This is a genomic window from Chromobacterium sp. Panama (assembly GCF_003052555.1).
GTDB lineage: Bacteria > Pseudomonadota > Gammaproteobacteria > Burkholderiales > Chromobacteriaceae > Chromobacterium.
This window is the reverse complement of record NZ_QARX01000001.1, coordinates 4,751,566-4,777,744: the sequence shown is the minus strand read 5'-3', so window position 1 is coordinate 4,777,744 and position 26,179 is coordinate 4,751,566. Positions and strand designations below refer to the sequence as shown.

The window sequence follows — 26,179 nt, the reverse complement described above, 5'->3', positions numbered from 1 at the left end:
GGAGACCGCCATGCAAGAACGCACACAGAAAACCGTCTACGCCTACCATCCGAAAACCGGCGAGTATTTGGGCACCACCATGGCGGACTTGTCGCCGCTGGATGTTGAGGAAACTTGGTTGATTCCGGCCAATGCCACCGAGCAGCAACCACCGCAGGCGGGGGACAGGCAAGCAGCGGTCTACCGCGACGGCGGCTGGCTGCTGGTGGTGGATTTTCGTGCGCTCAAGCTGTGGAGCAAGGCCAGCGCGCAGCCGGTGACGGCGCAAATCGGCGACACGCCGGACAGCTTGCAGGCCACCGAGTTGGAACCACCGCCTTTCGCGGTGTGGAACAAGAAAGCCTGGAAAGTGGACACCGACGCGCAGCGTGCGGCGTTGACGGCGCAGGCGCAGCAGGAGCTGCAGCAGCGCTTGGCAGCGGCTTATGCTCAGCGCCGGCCTTTGGAGGACGCGCAGGAGCTGGGGCTGGCGACGACGCAGGAACAAGGTCTGCTGACGGCGTGGAAGCGTTACTGCGTTGAGCTGTCGCGGCTGCCGCAGCAGGCCGCGTGGCCGCAGCTGGGCAAGGCGGACTGGCCTGCGGCGCCTGTCTAAACATTGAGTTTGTGTGCTTGGAAAACGGCGGCTTCGGCCGTCGTTTTGCTTTGTAGCTGTGCTCCAAACTACTGACATCCGTCCACTGCTGACGCGCGTCGCTAAACGGCAAAATGACGGTATTGATTCACTAGCGAAGCAGGTCAGCGGGTGGTTTACGGACCACCCTACCGGCCCGGAGTCCGCCCCAAGCCGCCAGCCCGGCCAGCGGGCCAACCCTGTAAATGGAGCGAGAGCGCGATGCAAAACACCATGAAGCCGATCAACAGCCCGGACGGCCTGTTCCACGACGGCAACCCTTACACCGGCGAATTGGGCACGGTGGTGACCTCGGAGTGGTTGAACAATGTCCAGTCCGCGGCCCAGTCCAGCCAGGACGAGCTGTTGACGGTGATACGCGACAGCGGCCAGAGCGCTGATCCGGCACGCAAGGACCAGTTGTTGCAGGCGCTGAAGAAGCTGACCTGGGGCGGCAATAGCAAGCCGACCACGCTAGCCGGCTACGGCATCACCGACGCCTTGCCGTTGAGCGGCGGCAAGATGAATGGGCGGGTGGATTTTCAGCCCAATTCTCGTTTCCTGGCCGAGGGCGGCAAGGAAGGCGGCCAGCTGCAATTGCAAGCGCCGCAAAGCGACAGCAAGCTCAGCGACGTGAATATCGATGTCTGGGGCAACCAGTTCCGCGTGTTCAACAACGATGGCGTCAAGTCTCGTGGTTTTTACGTGGACCTGACCCAGTGCGAGGACGGCCCTATCACCAATTTGCTGACCATGTCCGGCGCGCCGGGCCTGGTAGGGCATTTCGCGATGCCTTACACGCCGCCAGGCTGGCTGAAATGCGATGGTTCTCCGGTCAGCCGCAGCACTTACCCCGGTTTGTTTGCCGTGATTGGAACCTCTTATGGTGCCGGAGATGGCTCGACGACGTTCAATCTGCCTGATTTGCGTGGGGAGTTTGTGCGAGGGTGGGATGATGGGCGCCGTGTTGATCCGGGCCGTGCGCTGGGGAGTGCGCAGGCCGGGACTGTCGGGCCTCATGTCCACACAATCATACGCCCAAACGATGGAGGTGCATTGGCGCTTACTCCTGGCTCGGGCGGTGGCGCCTGGGCATACGGCAGAGAGATGTTGTCATCTGATCAAATGACACTCGTAACGGGCGCAAACAGTGGCATTGGCGTTGAAACCCGTCCCCGCAACGTAGCCCTTCTCGCCTGCATCAAATACTAAGGAAACCGCCATGCAAGAACGCAAACAGAAAACCGTCTACGCCTACCATCCGGAATCCGGCGAGTATCTGGGCACCACTACGGCGGATCTATCGCCGCTGGATGTTGAGGAAACTTGGTTGATTCCGGCCAATGCCACCGAGCAGCAACCGCCGCAGGCAGGGGACAAGCAAGCGGCGGTCTACCGCGACGGCGGCTGGCTGCTGGTGGTGGATTTTCGTGCGCTCAAGCTGTGGAGCAAGGCCAGCGCGCAGCCGGTGACGGCGCAAATCGGCGACACGCCGGACAGCTTGCAGGCCACCGAGTTGGAACCGCCGCCTTTCGCGGTGTGGAACAAGAAAGCCTGGAAAGTGGACGCCGATGCGCAGCGCGCGGCGCTGGCGGCGCAGGCGCAGCAGGAGTTGCAGCAGCGTTTGGCGATTGCTTATGCTCAGCGCCGGCCTTTGGAGGACGCGCAGGAGCTGGGCTTGGCGACGACGCAGGAACAAGGCTTGTTGACGGCGTGGAAGCGTTACTGCGTTGAGCTGTCGCGCTTGCCGCAGCAGGCCGCGTGGCCGCAGTTGGCCGAGACGGACTGGCCGAAGCAGCCTGCCTGAGCGTTTGCAGATTGCTGTTCCACGTGAAACCACCCGCGCCGGGCATGCCCGCGCGGGTTTTTCTTAAAGCCTGTTCAAAGTCTCGCGGGCAAGAGCGAGACAAGGCGAAAACGGCTGAGAAAGCGGAATGTACACGTGCTACATGAGCATTTCGAAGGTGTACTCACCGCGCCACGACTCACGTAGCGCAGCAGACATTGAACAGGCTCTTATGGCCGCGCCAGCGTGATCTCCACTCTTTCCTTGCCCTGGCCCACGTTTTTGCGTTTGAGCTTCAGTTCGCCCACTTCGCCGCTGCGGCGCAAATGGGTGCCGCCGCAGGGTACGCGGTAGAGGCCGGGCAGTTCCCAGTAGCGGCGCTGGTTTGCTTCGTCGGAATAGGCGCTGACGATGGCGAGATCGGCGTCTATCAGCGCCTGCACCTTGGCGGCGATGGCGGGTAGCAGCGGGGTGATGGGCCGGGCCAGCGCAAAATCGATGCGCGCCTTGTCCTCCGCGATGTGGGCGCCTATCTTTTCCGCGTCGGGCAGCTCGCGGCAAATGGTTTCCAGCACCAGCTCCGCGGCGAAGTGCAGCCGCATCAGCCGGTAGCGGCGCGGCCAGTCTATCGCCACCGTCACCGCGTCGCCGGCGCCAAGGCCATGGTCGTCCGCCAGGGTATAGGCGATGTCCAGGCCCTGTTTTTCCGCGCGCAGCACCGGACGGCCGGCTATGTTGCCGCTGTCGCTTTCCTGGCCGCCGGAGAAGGCGTAGAAGAGGGTGGCATCCAGCCAGACCCGCGAGCCGTCCACGTGCGCCACCGTGGTGTGCAGCTCGGTCTGGTAGGGATCGACCCAGAACTGTTTGCGCACGCTCATGCCGCGCTTCCGGGATTCGCGGCCAGCCGCTGGTAGATGTCGGCGTCCCTTTTTTCCATCATCCATTCCGGCCGGGACAGCGGGCTGAAGCCGAACTGCGCGTACAGGCCGTGAGCGTCGGCGGTGGCCAGCAGCATGCGGCGCAGGTTCTGCAGGCCGGGATGGCTATCGATTGCCGCCATCAATTGCTTGGACACGCCTTGGCCGCGCCAGGCTTCGACCACGAACACGTCGGCCAGATAGGCGAAGGTGGCGTAGTCGGTGATCACGCGGGCGAAGCCTATCTGCTCGCCGTCGGCGGCGTAGGCGCCGAAGCACAGCGAATGGTCGAGCGAGCGCTCGAAGATGTCGCGCGGCAGTTGGCGCGCCCAGTAGGATTGCTCCGACAGGTAGCGGTAGACGCGTTCGCGGTCCAGCCGCGCGGGATCGGTGTCGATGTGGAGGGTCATGGCGCAGCCAGCCGGGCGATGGGGATGCCATCAAAGATAACACGCCCGAACTGGCGGGAGCGGCCGGGCTTGCCGGCGCCGCTCCTGGCTGCTAGCCGCTTAGAACCTGTTTACGATCTGCTGCGTGGCGTGAAGCGTTGCACGGTGAGGACCCGCTCAAAATGCTCATGTACCACCTGTATATTCCGCTGTTTCGCTCGTTTCCGCCTTGTTTCGCCTTAGCTCGCGAGATCGTAAACACGTTCTTATAGGTTTTTGATTTTTTCCAGCTCCTCCGGGCTGTATTTCTTCTCGCTGGCCTTGGTCAGGTCGGTCAGCAGGCCGGCGTGCACGTCGCGCGCCGATTGCACCGCGCTCAGCATATTGCCGCCGCTCCACTGGCCGGCAAAGCCGACCGCGGTTTGCGGCTGACTGGCGTAGAGACTGGTCAGCATGGCGTCCACTGCCGGCTGCTGGCTTTGGAACTGCCGCTCCAGCCGCGCCTGCCATTGCGCCAGCACCGGCAGATATTTGTCCGGCTTGGTCTGGGCCAGCGTGGCGTTGGCGCGGAAGGCCCAGTAGGCGGAGCCGCTCTCGTAATTGGCCGCGCCGGTGCGCAGCGGCGCGGGGATGTCCTTCATCGCGTTCTCGTACATCGGCACCAGCACCGCGCCGGCCGGGCTGCCGAAGGATTGCCAGGTCAGCGCCGCCAATTCCTTGGGCAGGCCGGCGCGCAGCTGGATGATGTGGGTTTCTATGGTGCGGTCCACGCCCATCGGCCGGTCCGCGTCCTTCAGCTTGGCCAGCGCGGTGCCGTGGAAGGTGGCGCGCAGCACCTTGGCCACGTCGGCCACCGCGATCTTGTGCTCCGGCTTCAGCGTCAGCGGGTATTGCGCCTGCCGCGTGGCCTGGCGCAGCGCCGGGTTCAGCAGATGCTGGCCCAGCCATTCGCGGTCCACATTGTATTTGTCGCCGACGACGCCGAAGGCCTGGGCGAAGTTGAAGCGCTTGGCGTCCATCTTGGCCAGCAGCTGGTGTTTGGCGGTGAACTCGGCCAGGCCGGGGCTGGACACAACGTTGGCGCGGTCGGAAAGGTCGATATCGTGCAGGCGCAGGCCGTTGGCCACCATCAAATAGCTGTCCTGCGGCACGCGATAGGCCAGCCAGTGGTGGCCGGAGCCGATTTCCATATACCAGGCTTCGTCCGGATCGGCGATCAGCACGCCGTTGCCTTCGCCGGCGCCGTATTGGTTGATATAGCGGCCCAGCAGTTCCACCCCTTCGCGCGCGGTCTTGGCCTGCGGCAGAATCAGCGAGGGGATCACCGCCTCCACCACGCCGCTGTCCAGCAGCGGGTCCGCTTTCTTGGCGCGGGCGTTGATTTCCGCGCTATTGGTGGCGGACACCGCCACATTGAATTCGTTGACGCCGCGTTCCTCATACAGCCCGTCGCCGCCGGCGTTGTCGCCGTTCCAGTCCATCAGTCCGCTGTAGCGGTAGAACTGTGCCGGAGCCGGCACTTTCAGGCCGTTCTTGAAGCTCAGCGTCTCATCCTTGGCCGCCGCGCGCGCCGGATGCAGCACCAGGCGCTTGTTCCAGTTATTGATGTAATAATCTTCGTTGCGGGCGATGATGATGGAGCCATCGGCGGAGGCCTGTTTGCCGACGATCAGCGATGAGCAGGCGTCGGCGAGCGGGGCGGCCAGCGCAAGGGCGGTGGCCAGGGCAAGCAGGGTAGGGCGCGGCGTCATGATGCATTCCTCTTCTCTGAGAGCGTGTTTACGATCTAGCGAGCTAAGGCGAGACAAGGCGAAAACGGCTGAGAAAGCGCAGTGTACAAACGGTACATGAGCATTTCGAAGCGGTACTCACCGTGTGACGTCTCACAACGCGCAGCAGATCGTAAACAGGTTCTGAGCAGTCAGTCGCGGTGCGAGACGGCTCATGGTGGCCGCGCGCTAAGCGTGCGGCGGTTTGGCGGTGAGGGCAAGTGGATTGTAGGCAGATGGTTCGCATTAGTTGAAATGGGAATCCCATGCTTGCCTGATGCATATCAATCTTGCGCTGTTTGGTAAAAATGTGGCGCAAACTGTCTGATTTATGCAATTGCTTTTGCCATATTGGCGCAAGCCTGATTAAGCTTGGCATTTCATTGTGGCGGCGGCTGATGGCGCCGTCGCGGCGAGAACGGATTAGGAAGATATGAAGATTTTGACGATGGCGCGCAAGCTGTTCTTCACGGTGCTGGCGGCGGCGCTGGCCTTGTGGGCTTACGGCGCTTACAGCGGTGAGCCGCAGTGGCAGCAATGGGCGATGTATCTGGGTAATGCGCTGGCCTTGGGCGGCGCTTACCTGGTGCCGACCTTGACCGCCGCCTTGGTGGGCAGCCCGCGGCTGAAGTTGGTGGCGGCGCTGAATGTGCTGGGCGGCTGGCTGATCCTGCCGTGGATCGCGGCGATGATGCTGGCGCTGAAGCGCGACGATCTGGCGTCCGGGTCCTGAGTCCGTCTGGCACAATACTCTATCTTTACCGCCCCGTCAGAGGGCGGCGTAAGAAGCTGTTTACGATCTGCTGCGCGTCGTGAGACGTGGCATGGTGAGTACCGTCTCGAAATGCTCATGTACCACTCGTACATTCCGCTTTTTCAGCGGTTTTCGCCTGGTCTCGCCTGAGCTCGCGAGATCGTAAACACGTTCTAAGAGCGGCTAACAAATATGGGTTTCACGCCTGAGGCATGGCGCGCCGTTGAGTACGGCAAGTCGGCGCAACGCAGCATCAGGGGTTTGTTAGCCGTTCTAAACGGCTGCACGAGGCGATACCACACTACTCAAGGAGAAACACATGTTTCAGCACGTCGACGCCTACGCCGGCGATCCCATCCTGTCGCTGGTCGACGCCTTCGGCAAGGATGCGCGCGGCGACAAGGTCAACCTCAGCATCGGCCTGTATTACGACGAGCAGGGCCGCATTCCGCGCCTGAACGCGGTGCAGCAGGCTGAGGCCAAGCTGGCGGCCCAGCCGGCCCAGCCTTGCACTTATCTGCCGATGGACGGCCTGCCGGCCTACCGCAAGGCGGTGCAGGAGCTGTTGTTCGGCGAGGGACACCCGGCGCTGGCCGCCGGCCGCGTCGCCACCATCCAGACCCTGGGCGGCTCCGGCGCGCTGAAAGTGGGCGCGGACTTCCTCAAGCGTTATTTCCCCGACGCCCAGGTGTGGGTCAGCGATCCGACCTGGGACAACCACGTGGCCATCTTCGAAGGCGCCGGCGTCGCGGTCAATCGCTACCCCTATTTCGATCCGCAAACCCGCGGCGTGGACTTCGCGGCGATGCTGGACACGCTGGAAACCCTGCCTGCCGGCAGCATCCTGCTGCTGCATCCGTGTTGCCACAACCCCACCGGCTCGGATCTGGACAATGCGCAGTGGGATCAGGTGGTGGCGCTGGCCAAGCGCAAGCAGCTGATTCCCTTCATGGACATCGCTTACCAGGGTTTCGGCGCCGGCTTGGATGAGGACGCCTACGCCATCCGCGCGATGGCCGACGCCGGCGTGTCCTTCCTGGTCAGCAACTCCTTCTCCAAGATCTTCTCGCTGTACGGCGAGCGCTGCGGTGGCCTGTCGGTGGTATGCCCGAGCCAGGCCGAGGCGGAGCTGGTGTTGGGCCAGCTCAAGGCCACGGTGCGCCGCAACTACTCCAACCCGCCCACCACCGGCGCGCGTCTGATCGCCACCGTGCTGGGCGACGCCGAGCTGAAAGCGCTGTGGGTGTCCGAGGTGAACGAGATGCGCGGCCGCATCCTGGAGATGCGCGGCATTCTGGTGGAGGTGCTGAAGCAGGCGCTGCCGGAGCAGGACTTCGCCTATCTGGTCCATCAGCGCGGCATGTTCAGCTACACCGGCTTCAGCCAGGCCCAGGTGGATGCCTTGCGCGAGCGTTTCGGTGTCTATCTGGTGGGCACCGGCCGCATGTGCGTGGCCGGCTTGACCCGCGCCAATGCGTCTTATGTGGCCAAGGCTTTCGCCGCGGTGCAGTAAGAACCTGTTTACGATCTGCTGCGCGTTGTGAAATGTGACACGGTGAGTACAGCTTCGAAATGCTCATGTACCACGTGTACATTCCGCTTTCTCAGCTGTTTTCGCCTTGTCTCGCTCTAGCTCGCGAGATCGTAAACAGGTTCTAAAAACCTGTTCAAAGCCTGCTGCGCGTCGGCGATACGGCGTTGAAAACGGCATTCAGAATGCTCATGTACCACACGTACATTCCGCTTCTTCAGCCGTTTTCGCCTCGTCTCGCCTTAGCTCGCGAGACTTTGAACAGGTTCTAAGACCAAGCGCGGCTGACAAAACCGCTGATGCCGTGCTGCGCCGGCTTGCCGTACTCAAGGCACTGCCTACGTCGGCGCGTCTTGCCTCTGCCGTAAAACTGAGTTTTGTCAGCCGCTGTTAAAACAGGTCCTCAGCCGCCGGCCAGGCCTTGTTTCAAACGGGCCAGCGCCGGCTTGGCCAAAGCGTCCGGCGCGTAGCACAGGCCGATGCGGCGACTGAGCGCCGCCTGATCCAGCCGGCAGCTCCACAGGCCGGGTTGGTCCAGGGCCAGCCCCTGCGGGACGAAGGCGACGCCGGCGCCGGCCGCGGCCAGCGTCGCCGCCTGTTGCAGGGTGGCGCAGCGCGCCGCCACCGCCAGTTCCCGCGCCGCCTCGCCCAACAGGCTGGCGAAGCGCTGGTGCGACGGATGGTCCGGGCAGGCGATCAGGTCCTGGCCCAGCAGTTGTCCCGGCCGCAGCAGCGGCTGTCCCGCCAGCGGCGCGTCGGCGCGCATCGCCAGCACATAATCCTCTTCCCACAGCGGCAGGAACAGCTCGTCCTCGCAACGATTGGCCTCCTCGTCCAGCCGCGCGTCGCCGGCGCAGCCCGCAGCCAGTTCCAGCAGCAAGCCGTCCACCGCGCGGTAGGCCGCCGCCAACACGCGCGCCACGTCGGCCTGGCCCAGGTCCGCCGCCACACCCAGCGTCAGCGGCAGGCAGTCCTGCCGGCCGCGAAACAGCTGTGTCAGGCTGTCGGCTTCTTCCACCAGCCGCCGCGCCGCCGGGTATAACAGCCGGGCGGCGTCGGTCACTTCCACCCCGCGCGGCTGACGCTGGAACAGCGCGGCCCCCAGCTGTTCTTCCAGTTGCCGGATGGTGGCGGACAGCGCAGGCTGGCTCAGGTAGAGACGCGCCGAGGCCTGGGTGATGTTGCGCTCTTCGAATACGGCGATGAAGGCTTTGAGTGAGCGGATATCCATAAATTAAACCGATGGCAGCAAGTGGAATAAACGATTTTTCGTGGAATCGTCAGCGAATTATAGTGCTGCTCAAGGATTTGATATCAGTTATTTTTATTGCTAAAGGAGAAGTTCCATGAGTAAGGCTCTCATTGTCATCACCGGCGCCAGCTCCGGCATCGGCGCCGCCACCGCCCGTTTGTTGTCGCAACAAGGCCATCCGCTCTTGCTATTGGCGCGTCGGGTGGAGCGGCTGGAAGCGCTGGCCTTGCCCAATACCTTGTGCCGCGCGGTGGACGTGACCGACCGCGCCCAGCTGGCCGCCGCGGTGGCGGAGGCGGAGGGCCGCTTCGGGCCGGTGGACGCCATCGTCAACAACGCCGGCGTGATGTTGCTGGGACAGATGGCCGAGCAGGCGCCGGAGGAGTGGAAAACCATGTTCGACGTCAATGTGCACGGCCTGCTCAACGGCATCCACGCGGTGCTGGGCGGCATGGTGGAGCGCAAGCGCGGCACGGTGATCAATATCAGCTCGGTGGCCGGGCGCAAGACCTTTCCCAACCATGTGGCCTATTGCGGCACCAAGTTCGCGGTGCACGCGATGTCTGAGAATCTGCGCGAGGAAGTGGCGGACCACGGCGTGCGGGTGGTGACGATAGCGCCGGGCGCGGTGGACACCGAGTTGCTGTCGCATACCAGCAGCGAGGCGATCAAGGCCGGTTACGAAGCCTGGAAACAGGAGATGGGCGGCGTGTTGGCGGCGGAAGACGTGGCCAGCGCCATCGTCTACGCCTATCAGCAGCCGCAGAATGTGTGCATTCGCGAGATCGTGCTGGCGGCGACGCGGCAGCAGCCCTGAGACGCGGCGCAAGGCGGACGGACCTTGAGCGGGCTCCGAGGCCGGCTCAGTCTGCCACATACAACTGGGTATCCGCCTCCCGCATCAGCTCGACGACGGCGGGCGGCGGCGGCTGGTCGGTGAACAGCGCGTCGATCTGCGACAGATGGCCCAGCTCCACCAGCGCCGGGCGGTCGAACTTGCTGTGGTCGGCGGCCAGGAAGACATGGCGGGATTGCTGGATGATGGCCTCGGCGCTGCGCACCTCGCGGTAGTCGTAATCGCGCAGCGTGCCGTCCAGCTCGATGCTGGAAATGCCGATGATGCCGTAATCGACGCGGAACTGGCGGATCAGCTGCACCGTGGCCTCGCCGGTGATGCCGCGGTCGCGTTTGCGCAGCATGCCGCCCAGCACGATGACTTCGCAGTCCGGGTAGTCGCACATGGTGTCCGCCACGTGCAGATTATTGGTGATCACCCGCAGGCCGCGGTGCTGGTGCAGCGCCTTGGCCACTTCCTCGGTGGTGGTGCCCAGATTGATGAACAGCGAAGCGTTGTCCGGGATGTGGCGGGCCAGGCATTCGGCGATGCGGCGCTTTTCGTCTATGCACAGCACCTGCCGCGCCTGGTAGGCGACGTTCTCCACGCTGGACAGCACGCTGGCGCCGCCGTGATAGCGTTGCAGCAACTGATGCTCGGCCAGCAGCGCGATGTCGCGGCGTATGGTCTGCCGGGTGACGGAAAAATGTTCGGCCAGCTTTTCCACGCTGACGTAGCTGTCGCGTTTGACCATGGCCAGCAATTCCTGCTGGCGTTGATTCAGAATGAGCATAGACTGCGAGGCGGCGGGTTGGGACGGTTCGATTGTAAGCGGACAACTCGTCCCGGCGCTATGCCGTCAGCGTCGCCGCCGCGTATTCGGCCAGCGCCAGGCTGGCGGTGAGGCCGGGGGATTCGATGCCGTAGAGTTGGAGCAGGCCGGGCACGCCGTGCTGCGCCGGGCCCTGGATCAGAAAGTCCGCGTCCGGCGCGCCGGGTCCGGCGATCTTGGGGCGGATGCCGGCGTAGGCCGGCGCCAGCGTCTGTTCCGGCAGCGTCGGCCACCAGCGGCGGACGCCGGCGTAGAAGCGCTCCGCGCGCGCCGGGTCCACTTGGTAGTCGATGGCGTCCACCCATTCCAGGTCCGGGCCGAAGCGCGCCTGGCCGGCCAGGTCCAGCGTCAGATGCGTGCCCAGGCCGCCGGCCTCGGGCAGCGGGTAGATCAGGCGCTGGAACGGCGAGCGGCCTTGCAGCGCGAAATAGACGCCGCGCGCGTAATAGGGCGTGGGAATGGTTTCACGTGGAACGCCGGCAATGCTGGCCGCCGCCCGCGGCGCCCACGCGCCGGCGGCGTTGACCGTCAGCCCTGCGCGTAGCCGCATGCCGGCGATGTTCAGCTCCAAACCGTCGCCGCTCACGCGGCCGTCTTGCAGCGGGGAGTTCAAGGCCAACGTCGCGCCGTGGGCCTCGGCGTCGGCCAGCAGGGCCAGCATCAGGCCGTGGCTGTCTATTATGCCGGTGGACGGCGACAACAGCGCGGCGCGGGCCTGCAAGGCCGGCTCCAGCGCCTGAAGCTGTTCCGCATCCAGCCAGCGCAGATCATCGACGCCGTTGGCGGCGGCGCGCTGTTGCAAGGCTTGCAGCCGCGGCAGTTCGGCCTCGTTTGCGGCGACGACGAGCTTGCCGCAGCGCCGGTGGGCAATCGCGCGCTGGGCGCAGTAGTCGTACAGCCGCTGGCGGCCGGCCACGCAGAGCCGCGCTTTCAGGCTGCCGGGCGGATAGTAGAGCCCGGCGTGGATCACTTCGCTGTTGCGGCTGGACGCATGCTGGCCGATGGCGCTTTCCGCTTCCACGATGAGGACTTCGCGGCCGGCCATCGCCAGCTGCCGCGCCACGGCCAGGCCGATCACGCCGGCGCCTATCACCACGCATTCCACGGTTTCCATCGCGCTTCCCATCATGCCGGATTGAATAGCGCATGGTGCGACGCCGCGACGGCGGCGTCCAGCCCGGCGGCGCGGAGGTCTATGAGGCGGCGGACTGCGCTTGCCGGCTGAGGTGGAGGTAGTGCAGATGCCGTTCGTACTGGTCCAGGATGTCGGCGATGATCTGTTCCTTGTGGTAGCCCCACAGGCTGTAGCCCTGGCTGCCGTCCTGCAAGTGCACTTCCAATCGGCAGTAATGGCCGGGCGCGGCGCGGATGGCGAAGGAGGGCGTGGCCGCCATGGCGGCCTGGATGCGGTAGCGGAAGGCGGCGTCGCCGGCGATGAGCAGGCCCAGCCGCGGCAGGCCGGTCTGCGGGTCTGTTTCCTGTTCCAGCCGCGCCTTGGCGCCGCGCTGGCGCAGCGCGGCGCAAACCTCGCGCAAGGCGGGGAGACAGCTGTGTTCCAGCATGGTCCGGGTCTGGTCCGCGTCCGGATAGCTCATCGCCCGGCTCAGCCGTTGCTGCCAGTTCAGCCGCGGATCGGAGTGGGCGTAGGTGCGGCCGGACAGCGAGCCGGCCAGGCTGGCCTGGCGGCTGTCTTCGCGCATGCCTTCGCGCCGCAGCGCTTTGTACAAGCCGGCCATGATGAAGAACATCACGAAAGAGAAGGGCAAGCCCATGATGATGGTGGCGTTCTGCAGCGTGGGCACGCCGCCCACCATCAGCATGGACAGCGTCAGGATGCCGATGGCCAGCGACCAGAAAATGCGCAGCCACTTGGGCGCGTCGCTGGCCGGGTCCTTGAGGATGGAGGTGAAGTTGCCCAGCACCAGCGCGCCGGAGTCGGCCGAGGTGACGTAGAACAGCAGACCGGTGACGGTGGCGAGCAGGGCGCTGAAACCGGTCCACGGGTATTGCGCCAGCAGCGAATAGAACGCCCGTTCCGGCGTTTCCATCGCGGTCTTGCCGAAGCTCTGGTTGCCGGCCAGCACCAGGTCCAGCGCGCTGTTGCCGAAGATGGAAATCCAGATCAAGGTGAACACGAAGGGGATGACCAGGGTGCCGATGATGAATTGGCGCAGGGTGCGGCCGCGCGAGATGCGCGCCAGGAACAGGCCGACGAAGGGCGCCCAGGCCACCCACCAGGCCCAGAAGAACAGGGTCCAGGCGTTCAGCCAGTCCACCGGGCGCTGGAAGGCGAAGGTGTTCAGGGTCATGCCGGCGAAGCCGTTCAGGTAGTCGCCCACATTCAGCACCAAGCCGTTGAGCAGGAACACGGTATTGCCGCTGAACAGCACGAACAGAATCAGCAGGATGGCCAGCAGTACGTTCAGCTCGGATAGCCGGCGGATGCCCTTGTCCACGCCGGAGACCACGGACAGGGTGGCCATCGCCACCGACAGCAGGATCAACAAGGCTTGCGGCAGCACCCCTTCCGGAATGTCGAACATGAAACGCAGGCCGTAGTTGAGCTGCACCACGCCTATGCCCAGCGAGGTGGCGATGCCGAAGATGGTGCCGAGCACGGCGGCGATGTCGACGCCGTGGCCGAGCGCGCCGTGGATGCGGCGGCCGAAGATGGGATAGAGGGCCGAGCGGATGCTGAGCGGCAATTGATGGCGATAGCTGAAATAGCCCAAGGCCATGCCCATCAACGCGTACATCGACCAACCGGTGATGCCGTAGTGGAACAGGGTCCAGGACATGGCCTGGCGCGCGGCGGCGTGGGTGCCGGGCGCGCCCTCGGGCGGGGCCAGCAGGTGGGTGACCGGTTCGGCCACCGAGAAAAACATCAGGTCGATGCCGATGCCGGCGGCGAACAGCATCGCGCCCCAGGTGAACAGGCTGTATTCCGGCCGCGAATGGGCCGGTCCCAGCTTGATGCTGCCAAAGCGGGAACAGGCGATGACCAGGACGAACAAGACATAGAGCGTGGCGGCCAGGAAGTAGTACCAGCCAAAGCCTTCGGTGATCCAGCCCAGCACCTGGGCCATGACGCGGGCGGCGGCGTCGGCGTCCAGCATCGCCCACAGCGCCAGCGCCAGAATGCAGCTGGACGAACCGAGGAACACTGCGCGGTTGAGGCGGTCTGCCGCCCCGGTTTCCGGTAATGCAGCCATGTAGGGGTCTCCCGATGCTGACGCAAGGAAAGACCGACACTAGCATCGGCCCGCGGCGGGGGCTGGTCAGAATGCGACGCGGGGGCGAGCGCAGGCGACCGGGCGTGAAAAAGCCGCCCATGGGCGGCTGGAAGGCGGGAGCGGCGGGTTTCAACCGGCCATCGCGGCTTCGACTTCTTCCACCGTCTTGGGAATCGGCGCGCCCAGCACGCGGCTGCCGTCGGCGGTGACCAGCACATTGTCTTCGATGCGGATGCCGCCGAAGTCCTGGTATTCGCGGAATTTGTCGTAGTCGATGTACTGGCTGTGGCGGCCTTCGGCGGCCCAGGCTTCGATCAGCGCCGGGATGAAGTACATGCCGGGCTCCACCGTCACTACCATGCCTTGTTTCAGCGGCTTGCCCAGACGCAGGTAGCCCAGGCCGAACAGCGGGCTGCGCTCGGTGTCCTCGCCGTAACCCACCAGGTCTTCGCCCAGGCCTTCCATATCGTGCACGTCCATGCCGATCTGATGGCCAAGGCCGTGCGGGAAGGCGATGGCGTAGGCGCCGGATTCAACGATGGCGTCGGCGTCGCCCTGGAAGAAGCCCAGCGCGCTCATTCTTTCCACCATCAGCCGCGCGGACAGCTTGTGCACGTCCAGATAGCGCACGCCCGGCTTCATCGCCTCGATGGCGGCCAGCTGCATGTCCAGCACGATATTGTACAGTTCGCGCTGGCGCGGGCTGAACTTGCCGCCCACCGGGAAGGTGCGGGTGATGTCGCTGGCGTAGCCGCCGCCGGAGGTACAGCCGGTGTCGTTCAGCGCCAGGTCGCCGCTTTCCAGGCGGTTGTCGTGGTGATGGTTGTGCAGCACTTCGCCGCGGCGGGAGAAGATGGACGGATAGGCCAGCTGCCAGTCGCGGCGGCGCATGATGCCTTCCATCTCGCCCACCACCTCGTATTCCATCACGCCGGGTTTGGCGTGGCGCATCGCGGCGACGTGCATGTCGCGGGTCACCGCCAGCGCCGCTTCCATTTCGGCGATTTCTTCGTCGCCCTTGATTTCGCGTAGCGCCACCACGGCATGGGTCAGCGGCGCGGAGAAGCCGTCCTTGACCTTGGCCGGATGAACGTCCAGCAAGCGGCCCATTTCAATCAGGGTCTCGCCGCGGTACGGCGCCAGGTAATGGACGGCGCGGCCGGCGGCGCGCGCGGCGCTCAGCGCGGAGGCCAGTTCGGCGTAGCCGCGGCTGTGTGTCAGGCCGGCCAGCGCGGCGCGTTCGGCCAGGCTGGGCAGCGGGCCGGTCCAGACGATGTCGGCCACGTCCGGATCGTTGCCGAACAGCGTCGCTTCGCCGCTGTCGGCGTCGATGAGGCCGGCCAGGCCCGGTTCGTTCAGGCCGAAGAAATAACGGAAGCTGGAGTCCTGCACGAAGGGCAGGGTGTTGTCGTGATAGTTCATCGGCGAATCGACATTGCCGACAAACAGCAACAGGCCGGACAGGCCGGCCGCTTGCAGGCGGGCGCGGCGTTGCGCGTATACGGTGGCAGCGAACATGGTTTCCTCGGGAGTGGGAAGGGTCCGCCCGGTGCTTGCCGTGCGGAATATTGTATCCAGTCCTTTAACTTATCATGCTGGCCGCCGCGCGGCCAGTGCCGGTTCAGCCGCGTTGGCGCGCGGCGTCGGCGCTGGCGCTGGCGGTTCCGACCTTGGCCGGCCGCAGGATCAAGGCCACCGCGCCGCCGGCCAGCAAGGCCCACAGCGGCGCGCCCAGGCCGGCGATGCTGACGCCGGAGGCGGCCACCACGAAGGTGATCAGCGCCGCCTCGCGGCGGCTTTCATCGCTTAGCGCCGCGCTCAGCGATGAGGCCAGGGTGCCGAATAGCGCCAGTCCGGCGGCGGTGGCCACCAGTGCCTTGGGCAGGGTCAGGATCAGGCTGGCCAGCGCGCCGCCGGCCACGCCCAGCGCCAGGTAGAGCAGGCCGCAGATCACGCCGGCCACGTAGCGGCGCTTGGGGTCGGGATGGGTTTCCGGGCCGGTGCAGATGGCGGCGGTGATCGCCGCCAACACCACGCCGTGGCCGCCGAAGGGGGCGGTCAGCATGGACACCGCGCCTAGCAGCGACACCGGCGAGCGCGCCGGAATGCGGTAGCCGGAGGAGGCCAGCACCGCCATGCCGGGCAGGAACTGGCCGGTCAGCGCCACCAAGGCCAGCGGCAGCGCCAGGTTGAAGAAGGCGCTCCATGACCATTGCGGCGCGGTGAACAGTGGACCATTTCCGCCGCCGTGGACCGGCAACGGCTGGAACAGGCCTTGCGCCGCCGCCAGCAGCAGGCCGAGCAGGATGGCGGCCGGCAGCGCGTAGCGCGGGAAGAAGCGGCGGCCGATGAAGAACAGCGCGGCCATGCTGACCACCAGCAACGGATCGTGGCTGGCGGCGCTGGCCAGTTCGGCGACGAAGCGGAATAGAATGCCGGCCAGCATCGCCGCGGCCAGCGCGGCGGGGAACACCTTCATCAGCCGGTCGAACAAGCCGCTGACCCCCAGCAGGGTGACGATGGCGGCGGCGGCCAGGAAGGCGCCCACCGCCTCGCCGTAGGGCACGCCGGGCAGGGCGGCCAGCAGCAAGGCCGCGCCCGGCGTGCTCCAGGCGGTGATCACCGGCGCTTTCCAGCGCCAGGACAGCCATAGGCCGGCCACGCCGGAGCCGATGGACACCGCCCAGATCCAGGAGCCGAGCTGGGCCGGAGACAGGCCGGCGGATTGGGCGGCGTGGACGATGATGAGGAAGGGGCCGGAGTAGCCGACCAAGAGGGCCAGCACCGCGGCCAGCGCGGCGGAGGGCGACAGGTCGCGCCAGAAGGAGGACTGCATGATGCGCTTTCTTGCAATGAGAAGTCGCCTCAGCCTAACGCAGACGTCAGCCCGCGCCCTCCCACAGCCGGCGCAAACAGTTTATGCTGCGCCTAATCTGTTCTATATAACAGCGATGACTGATTCCCTGTATCTGCGTATTGCCGCCGAAATCGCGCAGCGGCTGGATAGCGGCGCCTACCCGCCCGGCAGCCGGCTGCCCTCGGTGCGGCGGCTGGCCGCCGAACACGGCGTCAATGTGTTGACCGCGCTGGCGGCCTATCGCCACCTGGAGCGTCAGCAGCGCGTCAGCGCCCGGCCGCGCGCTGGCTTTTTCGCCGCCTTGCCCAGCCGCGCGCAATGGGCGAGCGCCGCCGCCAGCGAGGTGCCGTCGGCGGCGACTCTGGTGCGGGTGGACAGCCGCATGTCGCAATTGATCGAATGGTCCAGACTGGACATCGGCGTCCAGCTGCACATGGCGGAGGCGCATTGCGGCATGTATCCGGCGGCGGCGCTGGCGCGCCGGCTGCAGCAGGCCTTGAGCGGCCGGCCGGAGTTGATCGGCGCCTATCTGCCGCGTGACGAACAGGCACGGCTGAACCGGCTGGTGTGCGAGCTGGCGGCGCAGTGGCAGTTGGCGCTGGAGCCGGACGCCATCCTGTTCACCCACGGCATCACCGAGGCGATCAGCCTGTCGCTGCGTTTGCTGACCCGTCCCGGCGATACCGTGGCGGTGGAGACGCCGGTGTACTTCGGCCTGCTACAGACGCTGGAGACGCTGGGCTTGAAGGCGCTGGAAATCCCGTGCACGCCGGACGCCGGCCTGTCGCTGGAAGCGTTGGAGTTCGCCTTGCGCCACGGACCGGCGCCGCGCTGCCTGGTGACGGTGACCAATTTCCAGAACCCCACCGGCGCCTTGATGCCGGACGAAGCCAAAAAGCGCTTGTTGCAGCTGGCTTACCGTCACGGCCTGACCATCATCGAGGATGATGTGTTCGGCGAGCTTTACTTCGGCGAGCAGCATCCGACGCCGCTGAAAGCCTGGGACCGCCGCGGCGAGGTGATTTACTGCTCGTCCTTCACCAAGAGCTTCGCACCCTCGTTCCGCCTGGGCTGGCTGTCCGGCGGCCGCCATCACGCGGCGCTGGCGCGCTTGAGCAATAGCAGCAGCCTGGTGAGCTCGGCGCTGTATCAGGCGGTGCTGGCGGATATGCTGGCGGACGGCGATTACGCGCGTTTCGCCGCCCAGCTGCGGCGGCAATTGGCGCGGCAGATGGGCCAACTGGCGGACGCGGTGCTGGCGGCCTTTCCCAAGGGCACGCGGCTGCGGCGGCCGCAGGGCGGGCTGCTGCTGTGGGTGGAGTGTCCGGAAGGGCTGGACGCCGGTCGCCTGCTGGAGCGGGCGCTGGCCGAATCCATCAGTTTTGCGCCGGGCCTGGTGTTTTCCGCCGAGCCGCGCTTCGGTCACTGTCTGCGGCTGAACTTTGGACAGCCGTGGTCGCCGGAGCTGGCGCGGGCGATCCGCACGCTGGGGCGCTTGGCCGGCGAGCAGCTGAGCCAATGAAAACGGCGGAGCGCATGCTCCGCCGCGAGTCAGCCAGAGGGCGTTGGCTCAGTCTTGGCGCGCGCGGCGCGCCTTCACCGCGTTTGCCAGCGTGGTCAGCAGTTTTTCAGTGTCGTCCCAGCCGATGCAGGCGTCGGTGACGCTCTGGCCGTAGGTCAGCTCGCAACCCGGCTTCAGGTCCTGGCGGCCCTCCACCAAGTGGCTCTCCACCATCACGCCGAAGATATTGGCGTTGCCGGCGGCCAGCTGGCCGGCGATGTCGTCGGCCACTTCCATCTGGCGGCGGTAGTCCTTGCGGCTGTTGGCGTGGCTGAAATCCACCATCAGCTTTTGCGGCAGGCCCACGGAGACCAGTTCCGCCGCCGCGGCGCTCACGTGCTCGGCGGAGTAATTGGGTTCCTTGCCGCCGCGCAGGATCACGTGGCAATCCGGGTTGCCGCCGGTGGAGACGATGGCGGAGTGGCCGGTCTTGGTCACCGACAGGAAATGGTGGGGCACGCTGGAGGAGCGGATGGCGTCCACGGCGATCTTCAGATTGCCGTCGGTGCCGTTCTTGAAGCCCACCGGGCAGGACAGGCCGGAGGCCAGTTCGCGGTGCACCTGGCTTTCGGTGGTGCGCGCGCCGATGGCGCCCCAGCTGATCAGGTCGGCGAAGTACTGCGGCGTGATCATGTCCAGGAATTCGGTGGCCGCCGGCATGCCCATGTCGTTCAGGGTCAGCAGCAGGCGGCGCGCGATGCGCAGGCCGCTGTTGATGTCGAAGGATTCATTCAGCAGCGGATCGTTGATCAGGCCTTTCCAGCCGACGGTGGTGCGCGGTTTTTCAAAGTAGACGCGCATCACCACCACCAGTTCTTCCGCCAGCTTCTCGCGCAGCGGCGCCAGTTTCTTGGCGTATTCGATGGCGGCTTCGGTGTCGTGGATGGAGCAGGGGCCGATCACCACCAGCAGGCGGTCGTCCTCGCCGCGCAAGAGCGCGGAGATGTCGCGGCGGGCGGCGTAAATCACCTCGGAGGCGGCCTCGGTGATCGGCAGTTCGTACAGGTGGGCGATGGGCGGCAGCAATTCCTTGATTTCGCGGATTCTGACGTCGTCGGTCTGGCGTTGCATAAAGGCGGCTTCCTTGCTATTTCAGTTTTTGCATAGCAGCAAGATAACCGGATTCCACGACGCTAGACAAGCGGCCGGCCTGCTTTAATGCCCTAAATTCATACTAGATGATCGTTAGGGATAAGCTATCGGCTCCCGATTTATCTGCTTGTTTTTCTTGGACGAGGGACAGGCGGACATGAAAAACGCCCCGGATGCGGCCAGGGCGTTTTGCGGGCGAGAGCCGGAACGGTCAGTCGGCGTACTGACGCTTCATGCGTTCGCGGCGTTCCTGGGCTTCCACCGACAGCGTGGCGGTGGGGCGGGCCATCAGGCGGCGCAGGCCGATCGGTTCGCCGGTGTCTTCGCAGAAGCCGTAAGAACCGTCTTCGATCTGGCGCAGCGAGGCCTGGATCTTTTGCAGCAGCTTGCGCTCGCGGTCGCGGGTGCGCAGTTCCAGCGCGTATTCCTCTTCCAGCGTGGCGCGGTCAGCGGGATCCGGCGTGGCTTCCTGCTCTTGCAGGTGATTGGCGGTCGCATTTGCGTTAGAGAGCAACTCCTGCTGCATCTGCAACAACCGGTCTTTGAAAAACTCAAGATGGTCGGCGTTCATGTAATCGTCGCCGGTCCAGTTGAGGATATCCTGTTCGGTTAGTTTGGCCATAATAGGTGCTTCCAGCATAGAGTTGGCAACAGGCGGAGAAGATTACCGGCGCCCCGCTATTTCTGCAACTGTCTTAGGCGCTTAGGTGATATTAACTCCCTGCTGCTGACAATCGGTATAGCGTTGTTTCACTCCGGTAACAAGCCTGAGGCATCGTTAAAAGGGTATTGGCGCAACAGGCTAAGACATAAAATGTCCCGGACAGTTCAAAGGCGGCAATGCGCCGCCTTTTTCCGGGAGCCGGCGCGCCGTGCGGCGTGCCGGGTTTCTAGCGTCGGGATGGCTTATTTCAGCGACAGCACCCACTTGGCCAGCGCGCGCAGGTCCGCGTCCGGGATGTTCGGATGCGGGGTCATCGGCACCGGGCCCCACACGCCGGAGCCGCCGTTCTTGATCTTGGCCATCAGCATGGCTTCCGCGCCTTTCTGGCTGGCGTATTTCTTGGCCACGTCCTTATAGGCCGGGCCGACGATCTTCTTGTCCACCGCGTGACAGGCGGTACAGCTGTATTTTTGCGCCAGCTGCATATTGGCGAAGGCGGGAGCGGCGGCGGCGCTCAACAGGGCGGCGGCGAGCAAGGCTTTTTTCATTGGAAGTCTCCTGGTGTGGTGATGCAAATCGGTTGCCAAACGAGCGGCCGCAAAGCGCGGCCGCGAAAAAATATGACAAATAACCTGAATTGCTACAGTACTACCTTGAGTTGGGTCAAGAAGCTTGCTTCCAGCATGCGCACCGGCAGCATCAGGATCACCTGGATGATCAGGAGCAGCACCAGCGGCGACAGGTCCACGCCGCCGATATTGGCCTTGCGGAACGGGCGCAGGAAGGGCCGGGTCAGCGCGTCCAGCACCGGCATCAGCGGGTTGTAGGGGCTGACCCAGCTGAGCACGGCCTGAACGATGACGCTGCCCATCAACAGGGTCAGCGATTGCTTGAACACTTCCAGCAGCGACAGCAGCGACAGCGCCACCCAGACCTGCGGAAAGGTGAAGACTTCCGGCACCGAGCTGAGCAAGGTGACCAGCACATTGGACAGCAGCGCCACCAGCCAGGCCAGCAACATGGTGGCGCTGTCGTAGCCGCGCATCGCCGGCACCAGCTTGCGCAGCGGCAGCACCGCGAAATTGGTGGCGGCCATCACGAACTGGCACAGCGGGTGTTTGAACGGGGCGCGCGCCACTTGCAGATAGAAGCGCAGCAGCAGCACCAGCACGAACAGGCCGCAAAGGGTGTGGATCAGAAAGCGCAAAGTGTCGAAGAACATGATGTGGCTTAGTCCTGGCTGAGTTGTTGGCCCATTTCGATGGAGCGGTCGCGGCAGTCCAGCGTGCCGGCGATGATGGCCTGCTTGACGCCTTCCGCCTCAAAGCGGGCGATGGCGCGTTCGGTGGTGCCGCCCTTGGACATCACATTGGTGCGCAAGGCGGCCACGGACAGCGGGCTTTGCTTGGCCAGTTCCACCGCGCCTTCGAAGGTGGCCAGCACCAGCCGGCGCGCTTCCGCTTCGGAAAAGCCGGTTTGCTGGGCGGCTTCTATCATGCTTTCGATGAAATAGAACACATAGGCCGGGCCGCTGCCGGACACGGCGGTGACGTCGTCGATGCGTTGTTCGTTTTGCAGCCAGACGGTGATGCCGGCCGCCTGCATCACGGTGTTGGCGTCCTGGCGGTCGTCTTCGCTGACGCCCACCGAGGCGAACAGGCCGGACACGCCCTTGCCTATCATCGCCGGGGTGTTGGGCATCACCCGCACCACGCGCTTGCTGCCCAGCCAGCGGCATAGCGCGTCCAGGCGGATGCCGGCGGCGATGGAGATCACCAGCGCGCCGTTGAGCCTGGGCTCAAGCTCCAGGCACAAGTCGCGCAGATGCTGCGGCTTGACCGCCAGCACCACGATGTCGCCGATGCCGAAGGCGTCCGGCAGCGCCGCGCCGCCGCTGACGTCGTATTCCTGGCGCAGCCGTTCCACTTTGCCGGCGTCCGGGTCCACCACGTGGATGCGATGCGCCGCCTGCTTGATCAGGCCGGCGATGATGGCGTTGGCCATATTGCCGCCGCCTATGAAGGTAATCCGCATGCTTTTTCCTTATAAACCGGCCTGAAACCGCTATCGTTTCAAGCCGATGTCATTCAATGATAATGGCGCGCGCCGAAAATGGCCGTGCCCACCCGCACCAGGGTGGCGCCTTCGGCGACGGCGACGGCCATGTCGGAGGACATGCCCATGGACAGCGTGTCCAGCGCCAGCCCTTCGGCGATCAGGTGTTCGCGCAGCCTGCGCAGCTGGGCGAACTGAGACGCCAGCCGCGCCGTGTCCTCCGTGGGTTCCGGGATGCACATCAGGCCGCGCAGGGTCAGACGCGGCAAGGCCGCCACCGCGCGCGCCAGTTCCAGCGCCTGCTCCGGCGCGCAGCCGCTCTTGCTGGCCTCGCCGGACACGTTCACCTGAATGCACACGTTCAGCGGCGGCAGCGCCGCCGGACGTTGCGCCGACAGCCGTTCCGCGATTTTCAGCCGCTCCACCGAGTGGGCCCAGTGCGCCAATTCCGCCACCGCTCGGGTTTTATTGGATTGCATCGGGCCGATGAAGTGCCATTCGATCTCCAGGCCGGCCAGCGCCTCGGCCTTCTGCTGCAATTCCTGCACGTAGTTTTCACCAAAGGCGCGCTGGCCGGCAAGATAGGCTTGCTCGATGTCCGCGGCGGGGAAGGTTTTGCTGACGGCCAGCAAGCGCACCGATCCCGCCGGACGGCCGGCGGCGTGTTCCGCGTCCGCCAGGCGTTGGCGGACTTGCTGCAAGGGTTGGGAGATGGAGTCTGTCATGGCGTCGAGAAATGGTTTGCTGCGGGCGGTGAGGCTTGTTGCCCGGGTTTGGGGTTTCTACAAAGAATCATGGCCGCGCATCATTAATAATATGGGGTGACGGCGATATCCCAAATGGCTGAGTTGAGCTTACAATCAGCGCCAGAGCCGGAAATGCCGGGGTCTCGTTCGGGCGCGTCGCCGACGCGGGCGGTTCTTCATTATTTTTCAAGTGGTCGCCTGGCGGCTGAAACCATGGCGGCGGCGCAGTCATCGTGGAGATTATATTATGGAAATTTCGGAGCTCTTGGCCTTTACGGTCAAGAACAAGGCGTCCGACCTGCACCTGTCCGCCGGGCTGCCGCCGATGATCCGGGTGAACGGCGACATCCGCCGCATCAACCTGCCGCCGATGGACCACCATGACGTGCACGACATGGTGTACGACATCATGAACGATTACCAGCGCAAAATCTTCGAAGACACCTTCGAGTGCGACTTTTCCTTCGACCTGCCCGGCATCGCCCGCTTCCGCGTCAACTCCTTCGTGCAGAACCGCGGCATGGGGGCGGTGTTCCGGGTGATTCCGTCCAAGGTGCTGTCGCTGGAGCAGCTGGGCGCGCCCAAGATCTTCCAGGAAATCGCCGCCTTTCCGCGCGGGCTGGTGCTGGTGACCGGCCCCACCGGCTCAGGCAAGTCCACCACGCTGGCGGCGATGATTGATTTCATCAACGACAACCACTTCTCCCATATCCTGACCGTGGAGGATCCGATCGAGTTCGTCCACGACAGCAAGAAGTGCCTGATCAACCAGCGCGAGCTGGGCTTGCAGACCCACAGCTTCGCCAATGCGCTGAAGTCCGCCCTGCGCGAAGACCCGGACGTGATCCTGGTGGGCGAATTGCGCGATCTGGAAACCATACGCCTGGCGCTGACCGCGGCGGAAACCGGCCACCTGGTGTTCGGCACCCTGCACACCAGCTCCGCCGCCAAGACCATAGACCGTATCGTCGACGTGTTCCCGGCCGGGGAAAAGGAGATGGTGCGTTCGATGCTGTCCGAATCGGTGCGCGCGGTGATCGCCCAGACCCTGCTCAAGACCAAGGACGGCAGCGGACGGGTGGCCGCGCATGAAATCATGCTGGGCACCCCGGCGATCCGCAACCTGATCCGCGAAAACAAGATCGCCCAGATCAACTCCATGATCCAGACCGGTCAGCAGCACGGCATGCAGACGCTGGACCAGTGTCTACAGGAGCTGGTGCGGCGCAATATGGTGTCGCCGGCGGACGCCAGACAAAAGGCCGCCAACAAGGATCAATTCTGAGCGGGCGCTGCGCTACACTAGAAACGGCGACCCGCGGGACCTCATCATGGAAAAAGACCAGGCTTCCAAGTTCATACTGGATCTGCTGAAGCACGCCACCGGCAAGAACGCCTCCGATGTCTTCATCGCCGCCGATTTCCCGCCGGCGATGAAGATAGACGGCAAGATCACACCGGTGGCGCCGCAGCCCCTGTCCGCCCAGCACACCAAGGAATTGGTGCGCGCGGTGATGAACGACCGGCAGACCGAGGAGTTCGAAACCAAGAAGGAGGCCAACTTCGCGATCAATCCGCCGGGCCTGGGGCGCTTCCGCGTCAGCGCCTATGTGCAGCAGGGCCACGCCGGCATGGTGTTGCGCAAGATCAACACCGAAATCCCCACCTTCGACCAGCTCAACCTGCCGCTGGTCTTGCGCGACATCGCGCTGATCAAGCGCGGGCTGGTGATCTTCGTCGGCGGCACCGGCTCGGGCAAATCCACCTCGCTGGCCGCGCTGGTGGACTGGCGCAACAGCCACAACCACGACCACATCATCACCATCGAAGATCCGATCGAATACGTGCACCAGCACAAGAAGTCCATCATCACCCAGCGCGAGGTGGGCGTGGACACCGATGATTGGGACATCGCCTTGAAGAACACCCTGCGCCAGGCGCCGGACGTGATCCTGATGGGCGAGATCCGCGACCGCGAAACCATGGGCTACGGCTTGCAGTTCGCCGAAACCGGCCACCTGTGCCTGGCCACGCTGCACGCCAACAACGCCAACCAGGCGCTGGACCGCATCCTCAACTTCTTCCCCGAGGAGCGTCATCAACAGGTCTTGATGGATTTGTCGCTGAATATGCGTTCCATCATTTCCCAGCGGCTGGTGCCGATCAAAAGCGGCCGCGGCCGGGTGGCGGCGGTGGAAATCCTGCTCAACAGCCCGCTGGTGTCCGACATGATCTTCAAGGGAGAAATCGCCGGCCTGAAGGAAGTGATGGGCCGCTCGCGCGAGACCGGCATGCAGACCTTCGACCAGTCCTTGTTCGAGCTGTACGAGGCGGATCTGATCAGCTACGAGGACGCTCTGCGCAACGCCGACTCCATCAACGATCTGCGGTTGAAGATCAAGCTTTACAGCGAAGGCTCCAAGTCCAGGGACCCGCTGGAAGGCATAGACCACCTCGACATCGTCTAAAGAGGCCGTTTCCTACCTGCTGCGCTGCGCGAGATCTCGCGCGGCGGCTAGGCCTCAGCATGCTCACGCGCCGCGCGCTCCTTCCGTTTCTTCCGCCGCAAGGTCTTGTCTCGCGCTTGTCCGCGAGGTTTTGAACGGGTTCTACGCCCGGGCTTGCAGGGCCAGCGCCGCCGCCGCGGTTTTCAGCAGTCGGTCGGACAGCGTCTCGTCCGAGATGGCGCGGGACAGCAGCAAGGCGCCCACCATCAGGGCCAGGCAGGCTTCGGGCGCCAGCGCCGGCCGCGAGCCGGCCGCCGTGTCGCATTGTTGCGCCTGGCGCAGCGTGTGCAGCAGCGCCTGCAAGCCTTCGGAAAACGCCTGGCGCGTGGCTTTGTCGTGGCGGGCCAGCTCCCCGGCCAGCGCGGCGGCGGCGCAGCCGGAGTCAGGAAAGTCGCGGTGCGCCGCGCTCAGATAATCCTTGGCCAGCCGTTTCAGCCCGGCGCCGTTGGGCGCCTGCTCCAGTTGGGCCTGCCAAATCTCGTTCATGTCCAGCAGCGCCTGGCGACAGGATTGCGCCACCAGATCGTCCTTGCTGTGGAAGTGGGCGTAGAAACCGCCGTGGGTCAGTCCCAAATCGGCCATCAGATTGGCGATGCCGACATTGGCCACGCCTTCGGCTCGAAAACGCAGCGAGGCCATGGTCAGGATCCGTTGACGGGTTTCGGTCTTGTGAGTTGAGCTGTAGCGCATCGTTGACCTTCCTGTTCGGCTAGAGGGTGGCGCAACGCAATGACGAAGCGGTGATTCCGTTTTAGATGATAGCTATCATTTATTCAATCGCGATGT

General features: G+C 64.7%; 25 protein-coding genes. 9 read left to right on the top strand and 16 right to left on the bottom strand.

Translation table 11 applies throughout. The features are described from left to right. Positions 1-10 precede the first annotated feature (10 nt). The 3 genes from DB032_RS21460 (at position 11) to DB032_RS21450 (ending at position 2,420) form a co-directional block, all read left to right on the top strand. Positions 11-595: a tail fiber assembly protein gene (locus DB032_RS21460; protein WP_107801243.1), complete on the top strand. Its 585-nt coding sequence runs from the start codon at positions 11-13 to the stop codon at positions 593-595. A 240-nt stretch (positions 596-835) separates the two neighbouring features. After that, the gene (locus tag DB032_RS24700; RefSeq protein WP_107801242.1) at positions 836-1,825 is read left to right on the top strand and encodes a phage tail protein; all 990 of its coding nucleotides are present in this window, start codon (positions 836-838) and stop codon (positions 1,823-1,825) included. A gap of 10 nt (positions 1,826-1,835) precedes the next feature. Further along, positions 1,836-2,420: a tail fiber assembly protein gene (locus DB032_RS21450; RefSeq protein ID WP_107801241.1), complete on the top strand. Its 585-nt coding sequence runs from the start codon at positions 1,836-1,838 to the stop codon at positions 2,418-2,420. A 209-nt stretch (positions 2,421-2,629) separates the two neighbouring features. Here DB032_RS21450 and DB032_RS21445 read toward each other — a convergent pair whose 3' ends face one another. From DB032_RS21445 to DB032_RS21435, 3 genes are all read right to left on the bottom strand, one after another. Next, positions 2,630-3,277, bottom strand: a complete 648-nt coding sequence (locus DB032_RS21445) for an alanyl-tRNA editing protein (RefSeq protein ID WP_107801240.1) — start codon at positions 3,275-3,277, stop codon at positions 2,630-2,632. After that, a complete protein-coding gene (locus DB032_RS21440) occupies positions 3,274-3,726 on the bottom strand; it encodes a GNAT family N-acetyltransferase (RefSeq protein ID WP_107801239.1) in 453 nt (150 codons plus the stop codon). Before DB032_RS21440 ends, DB032_RS21445 begins: the two co-directional genes overlap by 4 nt. A 245-nt stretch (positions 3,727-3,971) precedes the next feature. Further along, positions 3,972-5,456 carry a C69 family dipeptidase gene (locus DB032_RS21435; RefSeq protein ID WP_107801238.1) on the bottom strand — a complete coding sequence of 495 codons (1,485 nt, stop codon included), beginning with the start codon at positions 5,454-5,456 and terminating at the stop codon, positions 3,972-3,974. Positions 5,457-5,907: 451 nt separating this feature from the next. Here DB032_RS21435 and DB032_RS21430 point away from each other — a divergent pair, with 451 nt between their 5' ends. Continuing rightward, on the top strand, positions 5,908-6,207 hold the full coding sequence (locus tag DB032_RS21430; RefSeq protein ID WP_107801237.1) for a superinfection immunity protein: 300 nt from the start codon (positions 5,908-5,910) through the stop codon (positions 6,205-6,207). A 340-nt stretch (positions 6,208-6,547) separates the two neighbouring features. Then, positions 6,548-7,741 carry an amino acid aminotransferase gene (locus DB032_RS21425; RefSeq protein ID WP_107801236.1) on the top strand — a complete coding sequence of 398 codons (1,194 nt, stop codon included), beginning with the start codon at positions 6,548-6,550 and terminating at the stop codon, positions 7,739-7,741. Positions 7,742-8,162: 421 nt separating this feature from the next. On the opposite strand, the gene DB032_RS21420 is transcribed toward DB032_RS21425, so the two are convergent. Further along, the gene (locus DB032_RS21420; protein ID WP_107801235.1) at positions 8,163-8,990 is read right to left on the bottom strand and encodes a LysR family transcriptional regulator; all 828 of its coding nucleotides are present in this window, start codon (positions 8,988-8,990) and stop codon (positions 8,163-8,165) included. 115 nt (positions 8,991-9,105) lie between these two features. Here DB032_RS21420 and DB032_RS21415 point away from each other — a divergent pair, with 115 nt between their 5' ends. Beyond that, a complete protein-coding gene (locus DB032_RS21415; protein WP_107801234.1) occupies positions 9,106-9,828 on the top strand; it encodes an SDR family oxidoreductase in 723 nt (240 codons plus the stop codon). Between the two features lie 46 nt (positions 9,829-9,874). Here the strand turns inward: DB032_RS21415 and DB032_RS21410 are convergent, their stop codons facing one another. The 5 genes from DB032_RS21410 to DB032_RS21390 all read right to left on the bottom strand — a co-directional run bounded on the left by DB032_RS21410 (position 9,875) and on the right by DB032_RS21390 (position 16,747). Next, a complete protein-coding gene (locus DB032_RS21410; protein WP_107801233.1) occupies positions 9,875-10,639 on the bottom strand; it encodes a DeoR/GlpR family DNA-binding transcription regulator in 765 nt (254 codons plus the stop codon). A 58-nt stretch (positions 10,640-10,697) separates the two neighbouring features. Further along, positions 10,698-11,792 carry an NAD(P)/FAD-dependent oxidoreductase gene (locus DB032_RS21405; RefSeq protein WP_107801232.1) on the bottom strand — a complete coding sequence of 365 codons (1,095 nt, stop codon included), beginning with the start codon at positions 11,790-11,792 and terminating at the stop codon, positions 10,698-10,700. 79 nt (positions 11,793-11,871) lie between these two features. Next, entirely contained in the window at positions 11,872-13,890 is a 2,019-nt protein-coding gene (betT, locus tag DB032_RS21400; RefSeq protein WP_107801231.1) for a choline BCCT transporter BetT, read from the bottom strand. Between the two features lie 150 nt (positions 13,891-14,040). Continuing rightward, on the bottom strand, positions 14,041-15,429 hold the full coding sequence (locus tag DB032_RS21395) for an aminopeptidase P family protein (RefSeq protein ID WP_107801230.1): 1,389 nt from the start codon (positions 15,427-15,429) through the stop codon (positions 14,041-14,043). A gap of 103 nt (positions 15,430-15,532) precedes the next feature. Then, on the bottom strand, positions 15,533-16,747 hold the full coding sequence (locus tag DB032_RS21390) for a benzoate/H(+) symporter BenE family transporter (RefSeq protein WP_107801229.1): 1,215 nt from the start codon (positions 16,745-16,747) through the stop codon (positions 15,533-15,535). Positions 16,748-16,862: 115 nt separating this feature from the next. Between DB032_RS21390 and DB032_RS21385 the strand changes: the two genes are divergently transcribed. Beyond that, the gene (locus tag DB032_RS21385; RefSeq protein ID WP_107801228.1) at positions 16,863-18,290 is read left to right on the top strand and encodes a PLP-dependent aminotransferase family protein; all 1,428 of its coding nucleotides are present in this window, start codon (positions 16,863-16,865) and stop codon (positions 18,288-18,290) included. Positions 18,291-18,338: 48 nt separating this feature from the next. Here the strand turns inward: DB032_RS21385 and aroG are convergent, their stop codons facing one another. From aroG to DB032_RS21355, 6 genes are all read right to left on the bottom strand, one after another. Further along, positions 18,339-19,400 (bottom strand): 3-deoxy-7-phosphoheptulonate synthase AroG, encoded by a 1,062-nt coding sequence (aroG, locus tag DB032_RS21380; protein ID WP_107801227.1) that lies wholly within the window; start codon positions 19,398-19,400, stop codon positions 18,339-18,341. Positions 19,401-19,632: 232 nt separating this feature from the next. Beyond that, positions 19,633-20,043 (bottom strand): RNA polymerase-binding protein DksA, encoded by a 411-nt coding sequence (dksA, locus tag DB032_RS21375; protein ID WP_019102526.1) that lies wholly within the window; start codon positions 20,041-20,043, stop codon positions 19,633-19,635. Positions 20,044-20,327: 284 nt separating this feature from the next. Then, positions 20,328-20,633 carry a c-type cytochrome gene (locus tag DB032_RS21370; protein WP_107801226.1) on the bottom strand — a complete coding sequence of 102 codons (306 nt, stop codon included), beginning with the start codon at positions 20,631-20,633 and terminating at the stop codon, positions 20,328-20,330. Positions 20,634-20,725: 92 nt separating this feature from the next. Then, positions 20,726-21,307 (bottom strand): YggT family protein, encoded by a 582-nt coding sequence (locus tag DB032_RS21365; protein ID WP_107801225.1) that lies wholly within the window; start codon positions 21,305-21,307, stop codon positions 20,726-20,728. A gap of 8 nt (positions 21,308-21,315) precedes the next feature. Further along, positions 21,316-22,119, bottom strand: coding sequence for a pyrroline-5-carboxylate reductase (gene proC / locus DB032_RS21360; RefSeq protein ID WP_107801224.1), 804 nt, complete (start codon positions 22,117-22,119; stop codon positions 21,316-21,318). A gap of 53 nt (positions 22,120-22,172) precedes the next feature. Then, positions 22,173-22,865, bottom strand: a complete 693-nt coding sequence (locus DB032_RS21355; RefSeq protein ID WP_107801223.1) for a YggS family pyridoxal phosphate-dependent enzyme — start codon at positions 22,863-22,865, stop codon at positions 22,173-22,175. Positions 22,866-23,133: 268 nt separating this feature from the next. On the opposite strand from DB032_RS21355, the gene DB032_RS21350 reads away from it, so the two are divergent. Both DB032_RS21350 and DB032_RS21345 read left to right on the top strand, forming a co-directional pair. Continuing rightward, positions 23,134-24,171 carry a type IV pilus twitching motility protein PilT gene (locus tag DB032_RS21350; protein ID WP_043589321.1) on the top strand — a complete coding sequence of 346 codons (1,038 nt, stop codon included), beginning with the start codon at positions 23,134-23,136 and terminating at the stop codon, positions 24,169-24,171. A 46-nt stretch (positions 24,172-24,217) separates the two neighbouring features. Then, entirely contained in the window at positions 24,218-25,354 is a 1,137-nt protein-coding gene (locus tag DB032_RS21345; RefSeq protein WP_048412756.1) for a PilT/PilU family type 4a pilus ATPase, read from the top strand. Positions 25,355-25,495: 141 nt separating this feature from the next. Here DB032_RS21345 and DB032_RS21340 read toward each other — a convergent pair whose 3' ends face one another. Next, positions 25,496-26,083 carry a TetR/AcrR family transcriptional regulator gene (locus tag DB032_RS21340; RefSeq protein ID WP_107801222.1) on the bottom strand — a complete coding sequence of 196 codons (588 nt, stop codon included), beginning with the start codon at positions 26,081-26,083 and terminating at the stop codon, positions 25,496-25,498. Between the last annotated feature and the right edge of the window lie 96 nt (positions 26,084-26,179).

Bases quoted from the DNA above. Each gene is read 5' to 3' on its own strand.
- DB032_RS21460 (WP_107801243.1), top strand. From the start codon at position 11: ATGCAAGAACGCACACAGAAAACCGTCTACGCCTACCATCCGAAAACC.
- DB032_RS24700 (WP_107801242.1), top strand. From the start codon at position 836: ATGCAAAACACCATGAAGCCGATCAACAGCCCGGACGGCCTGTTCCAC.
- DB032_RS21450 (WP_107801241.1), top strand. From the start codon at position 1,836: ATGCAAGAACGCAAACAGAAAACCGTCTACGCCTACCATCCGGAATCC.
- DB032_RS21445 (WP_107801240.1), bottom strand. From the start codon at position 3,277: ATGAGCGTGCGCAAACAGTTCTGGGTCGATCCCTACCAGACCGAGCTG.
- DB032_RS21440 (WP_107801239.1), bottom strand. From the start codon at position 3,726: ATGACCCTCCACATCGACACCGATCCCGCGCGGCTGGACCGCGAACGC.
- DB032_RS21435 (WP_107801238.1), bottom strand. From the start codon at position 5,456: ATGACGCCGCGCCCTACCCTGCTTGCCCTGGCCACCGCCCTTGCGCTG.
- DB032_RS21430 (WP_107801237.1), top strand. From the start codon at position 5,908: ATGAAGATTTTGACGATGGCGCGCAAGCTGTTCTTCACGGTGCTGGCG.
- DB032_RS21425 (WP_107801236.1), top strand. From the start codon at position 6,548: ATGTTTCAGCACGTCGACGCCTACGCCGGCGATCCCATCCTGTCGCTG.
- DB032_RS21420 (WP_107801235.1), bottom strand. From the start codon at position 8,990: ATGGATATCCGCTCACTCAAAGCCTTCATCGCCGTATTCGAAGAGCGC.
- DB032_RS21415 (WP_107801234.1), top strand. From the start codon at position 9,106: ATGAGTAAGGCTCTCATTGTCATCACCGGCGCCAGCTCCGGCATCGGC.
- DB032_RS21410 (WP_107801233.1), bottom strand. From the start codon at position 10,639: ATGCTCATTCTGAATCAACGCCAGCAGGAATTGCTGGCCATGGTCAAA.
- DB032_RS21405 (WP_107801232.1), bottom strand. From the start codon at position 11,792: ATGGAAACCGTGGAATGCGTGGTGATAGGCGCCGGCGTGATCGGCCTG.
- betT (WP_107801231.1), bottom strand. From the start codon at position 13,890: ATGGCTGCATTACCGGAAACCGGGGCGGCAGACCGCCTCAACCGCGCA.
- DB032_RS21395 (WP_107801230.1), bottom strand. From the start codon at position 15,429: ATGTTCGCTGCCACCGTATACGCGCAACGCCGCGCCCGCCTGCAAGCG.
- DB032_RS21390 (WP_107801229.1), bottom strand. From the start codon at position 16,747: ATGCAGTCCTCCTTCTGGCGCGACCTGTCGCCCTCCGCCGCGCTGGCC.
- DB032_RS21385 (WP_107801228.1), top strand. From the start codon at position 16,863: ATGACTGATTCCCTGTATCTGCGTATTGCCGCCGAAATCGCGCAGCGG.
- aroG (WP_107801227.1), bottom strand. From the start codon at position 19,400: ATGCAACGCCAGACCGACGACGTCAGAATCCGCGAAATCAAGGAATTG.
- dksA (WP_019102526.1), bottom strand. From the start codon at position 20,043: ATGGCCAAACTAACCGAACAGGATATCCTCAACTGGACCGGCGACGAT.
- DB032_RS21370 (WP_107801226.1), bottom strand. From the start codon at position 20,633: ATGAAAAAAGCCTTGCTCGCCGCCGCCCTGTTGAGCGCCGCCGCCGCT.
- DB032_RS21365 (WP_107801225.1), bottom strand. From the start codon at position 21,307: ATGTTCTTCGACACTTTGCGCTTTCTGATCCACACCCTTTGCGGCCTG.
- proC (WP_107801224.1), bottom strand. From the start codon at position 22,119: ATGCGGATTACCTTCATAGGCGGCGGCAATATGGCCAACGCCATCATC.
- DB032_RS21355 (WP_107801223.1), bottom strand. From the start codon at position 22,865: ATGACAGACTCCATCTCCCAACCCTTGCAGCAAGTCCGCCAACGCCTG.
- DB032_RS21350 (WP_043589321.1), top strand. From the start codon at position 23,134: ATGGAAATTTCGGAGCTCTTGGCCTTTACGGTCAAGAACAAGGCGTCC.
- DB032_RS21345 (WP_048412756.1), top strand. From the start codon at position 24,218: ATGGAAAAAGACCAGGCTTCCAAGTTCATACTGGATCTGCTGAAGCAC.
- DB032_RS21340 (WP_107801222.1), bottom strand. From the start codon at position 26,083: ATGCGCTACAGCTCAACTCACAAGACCGAAACCCGTCAACGGATCCTG.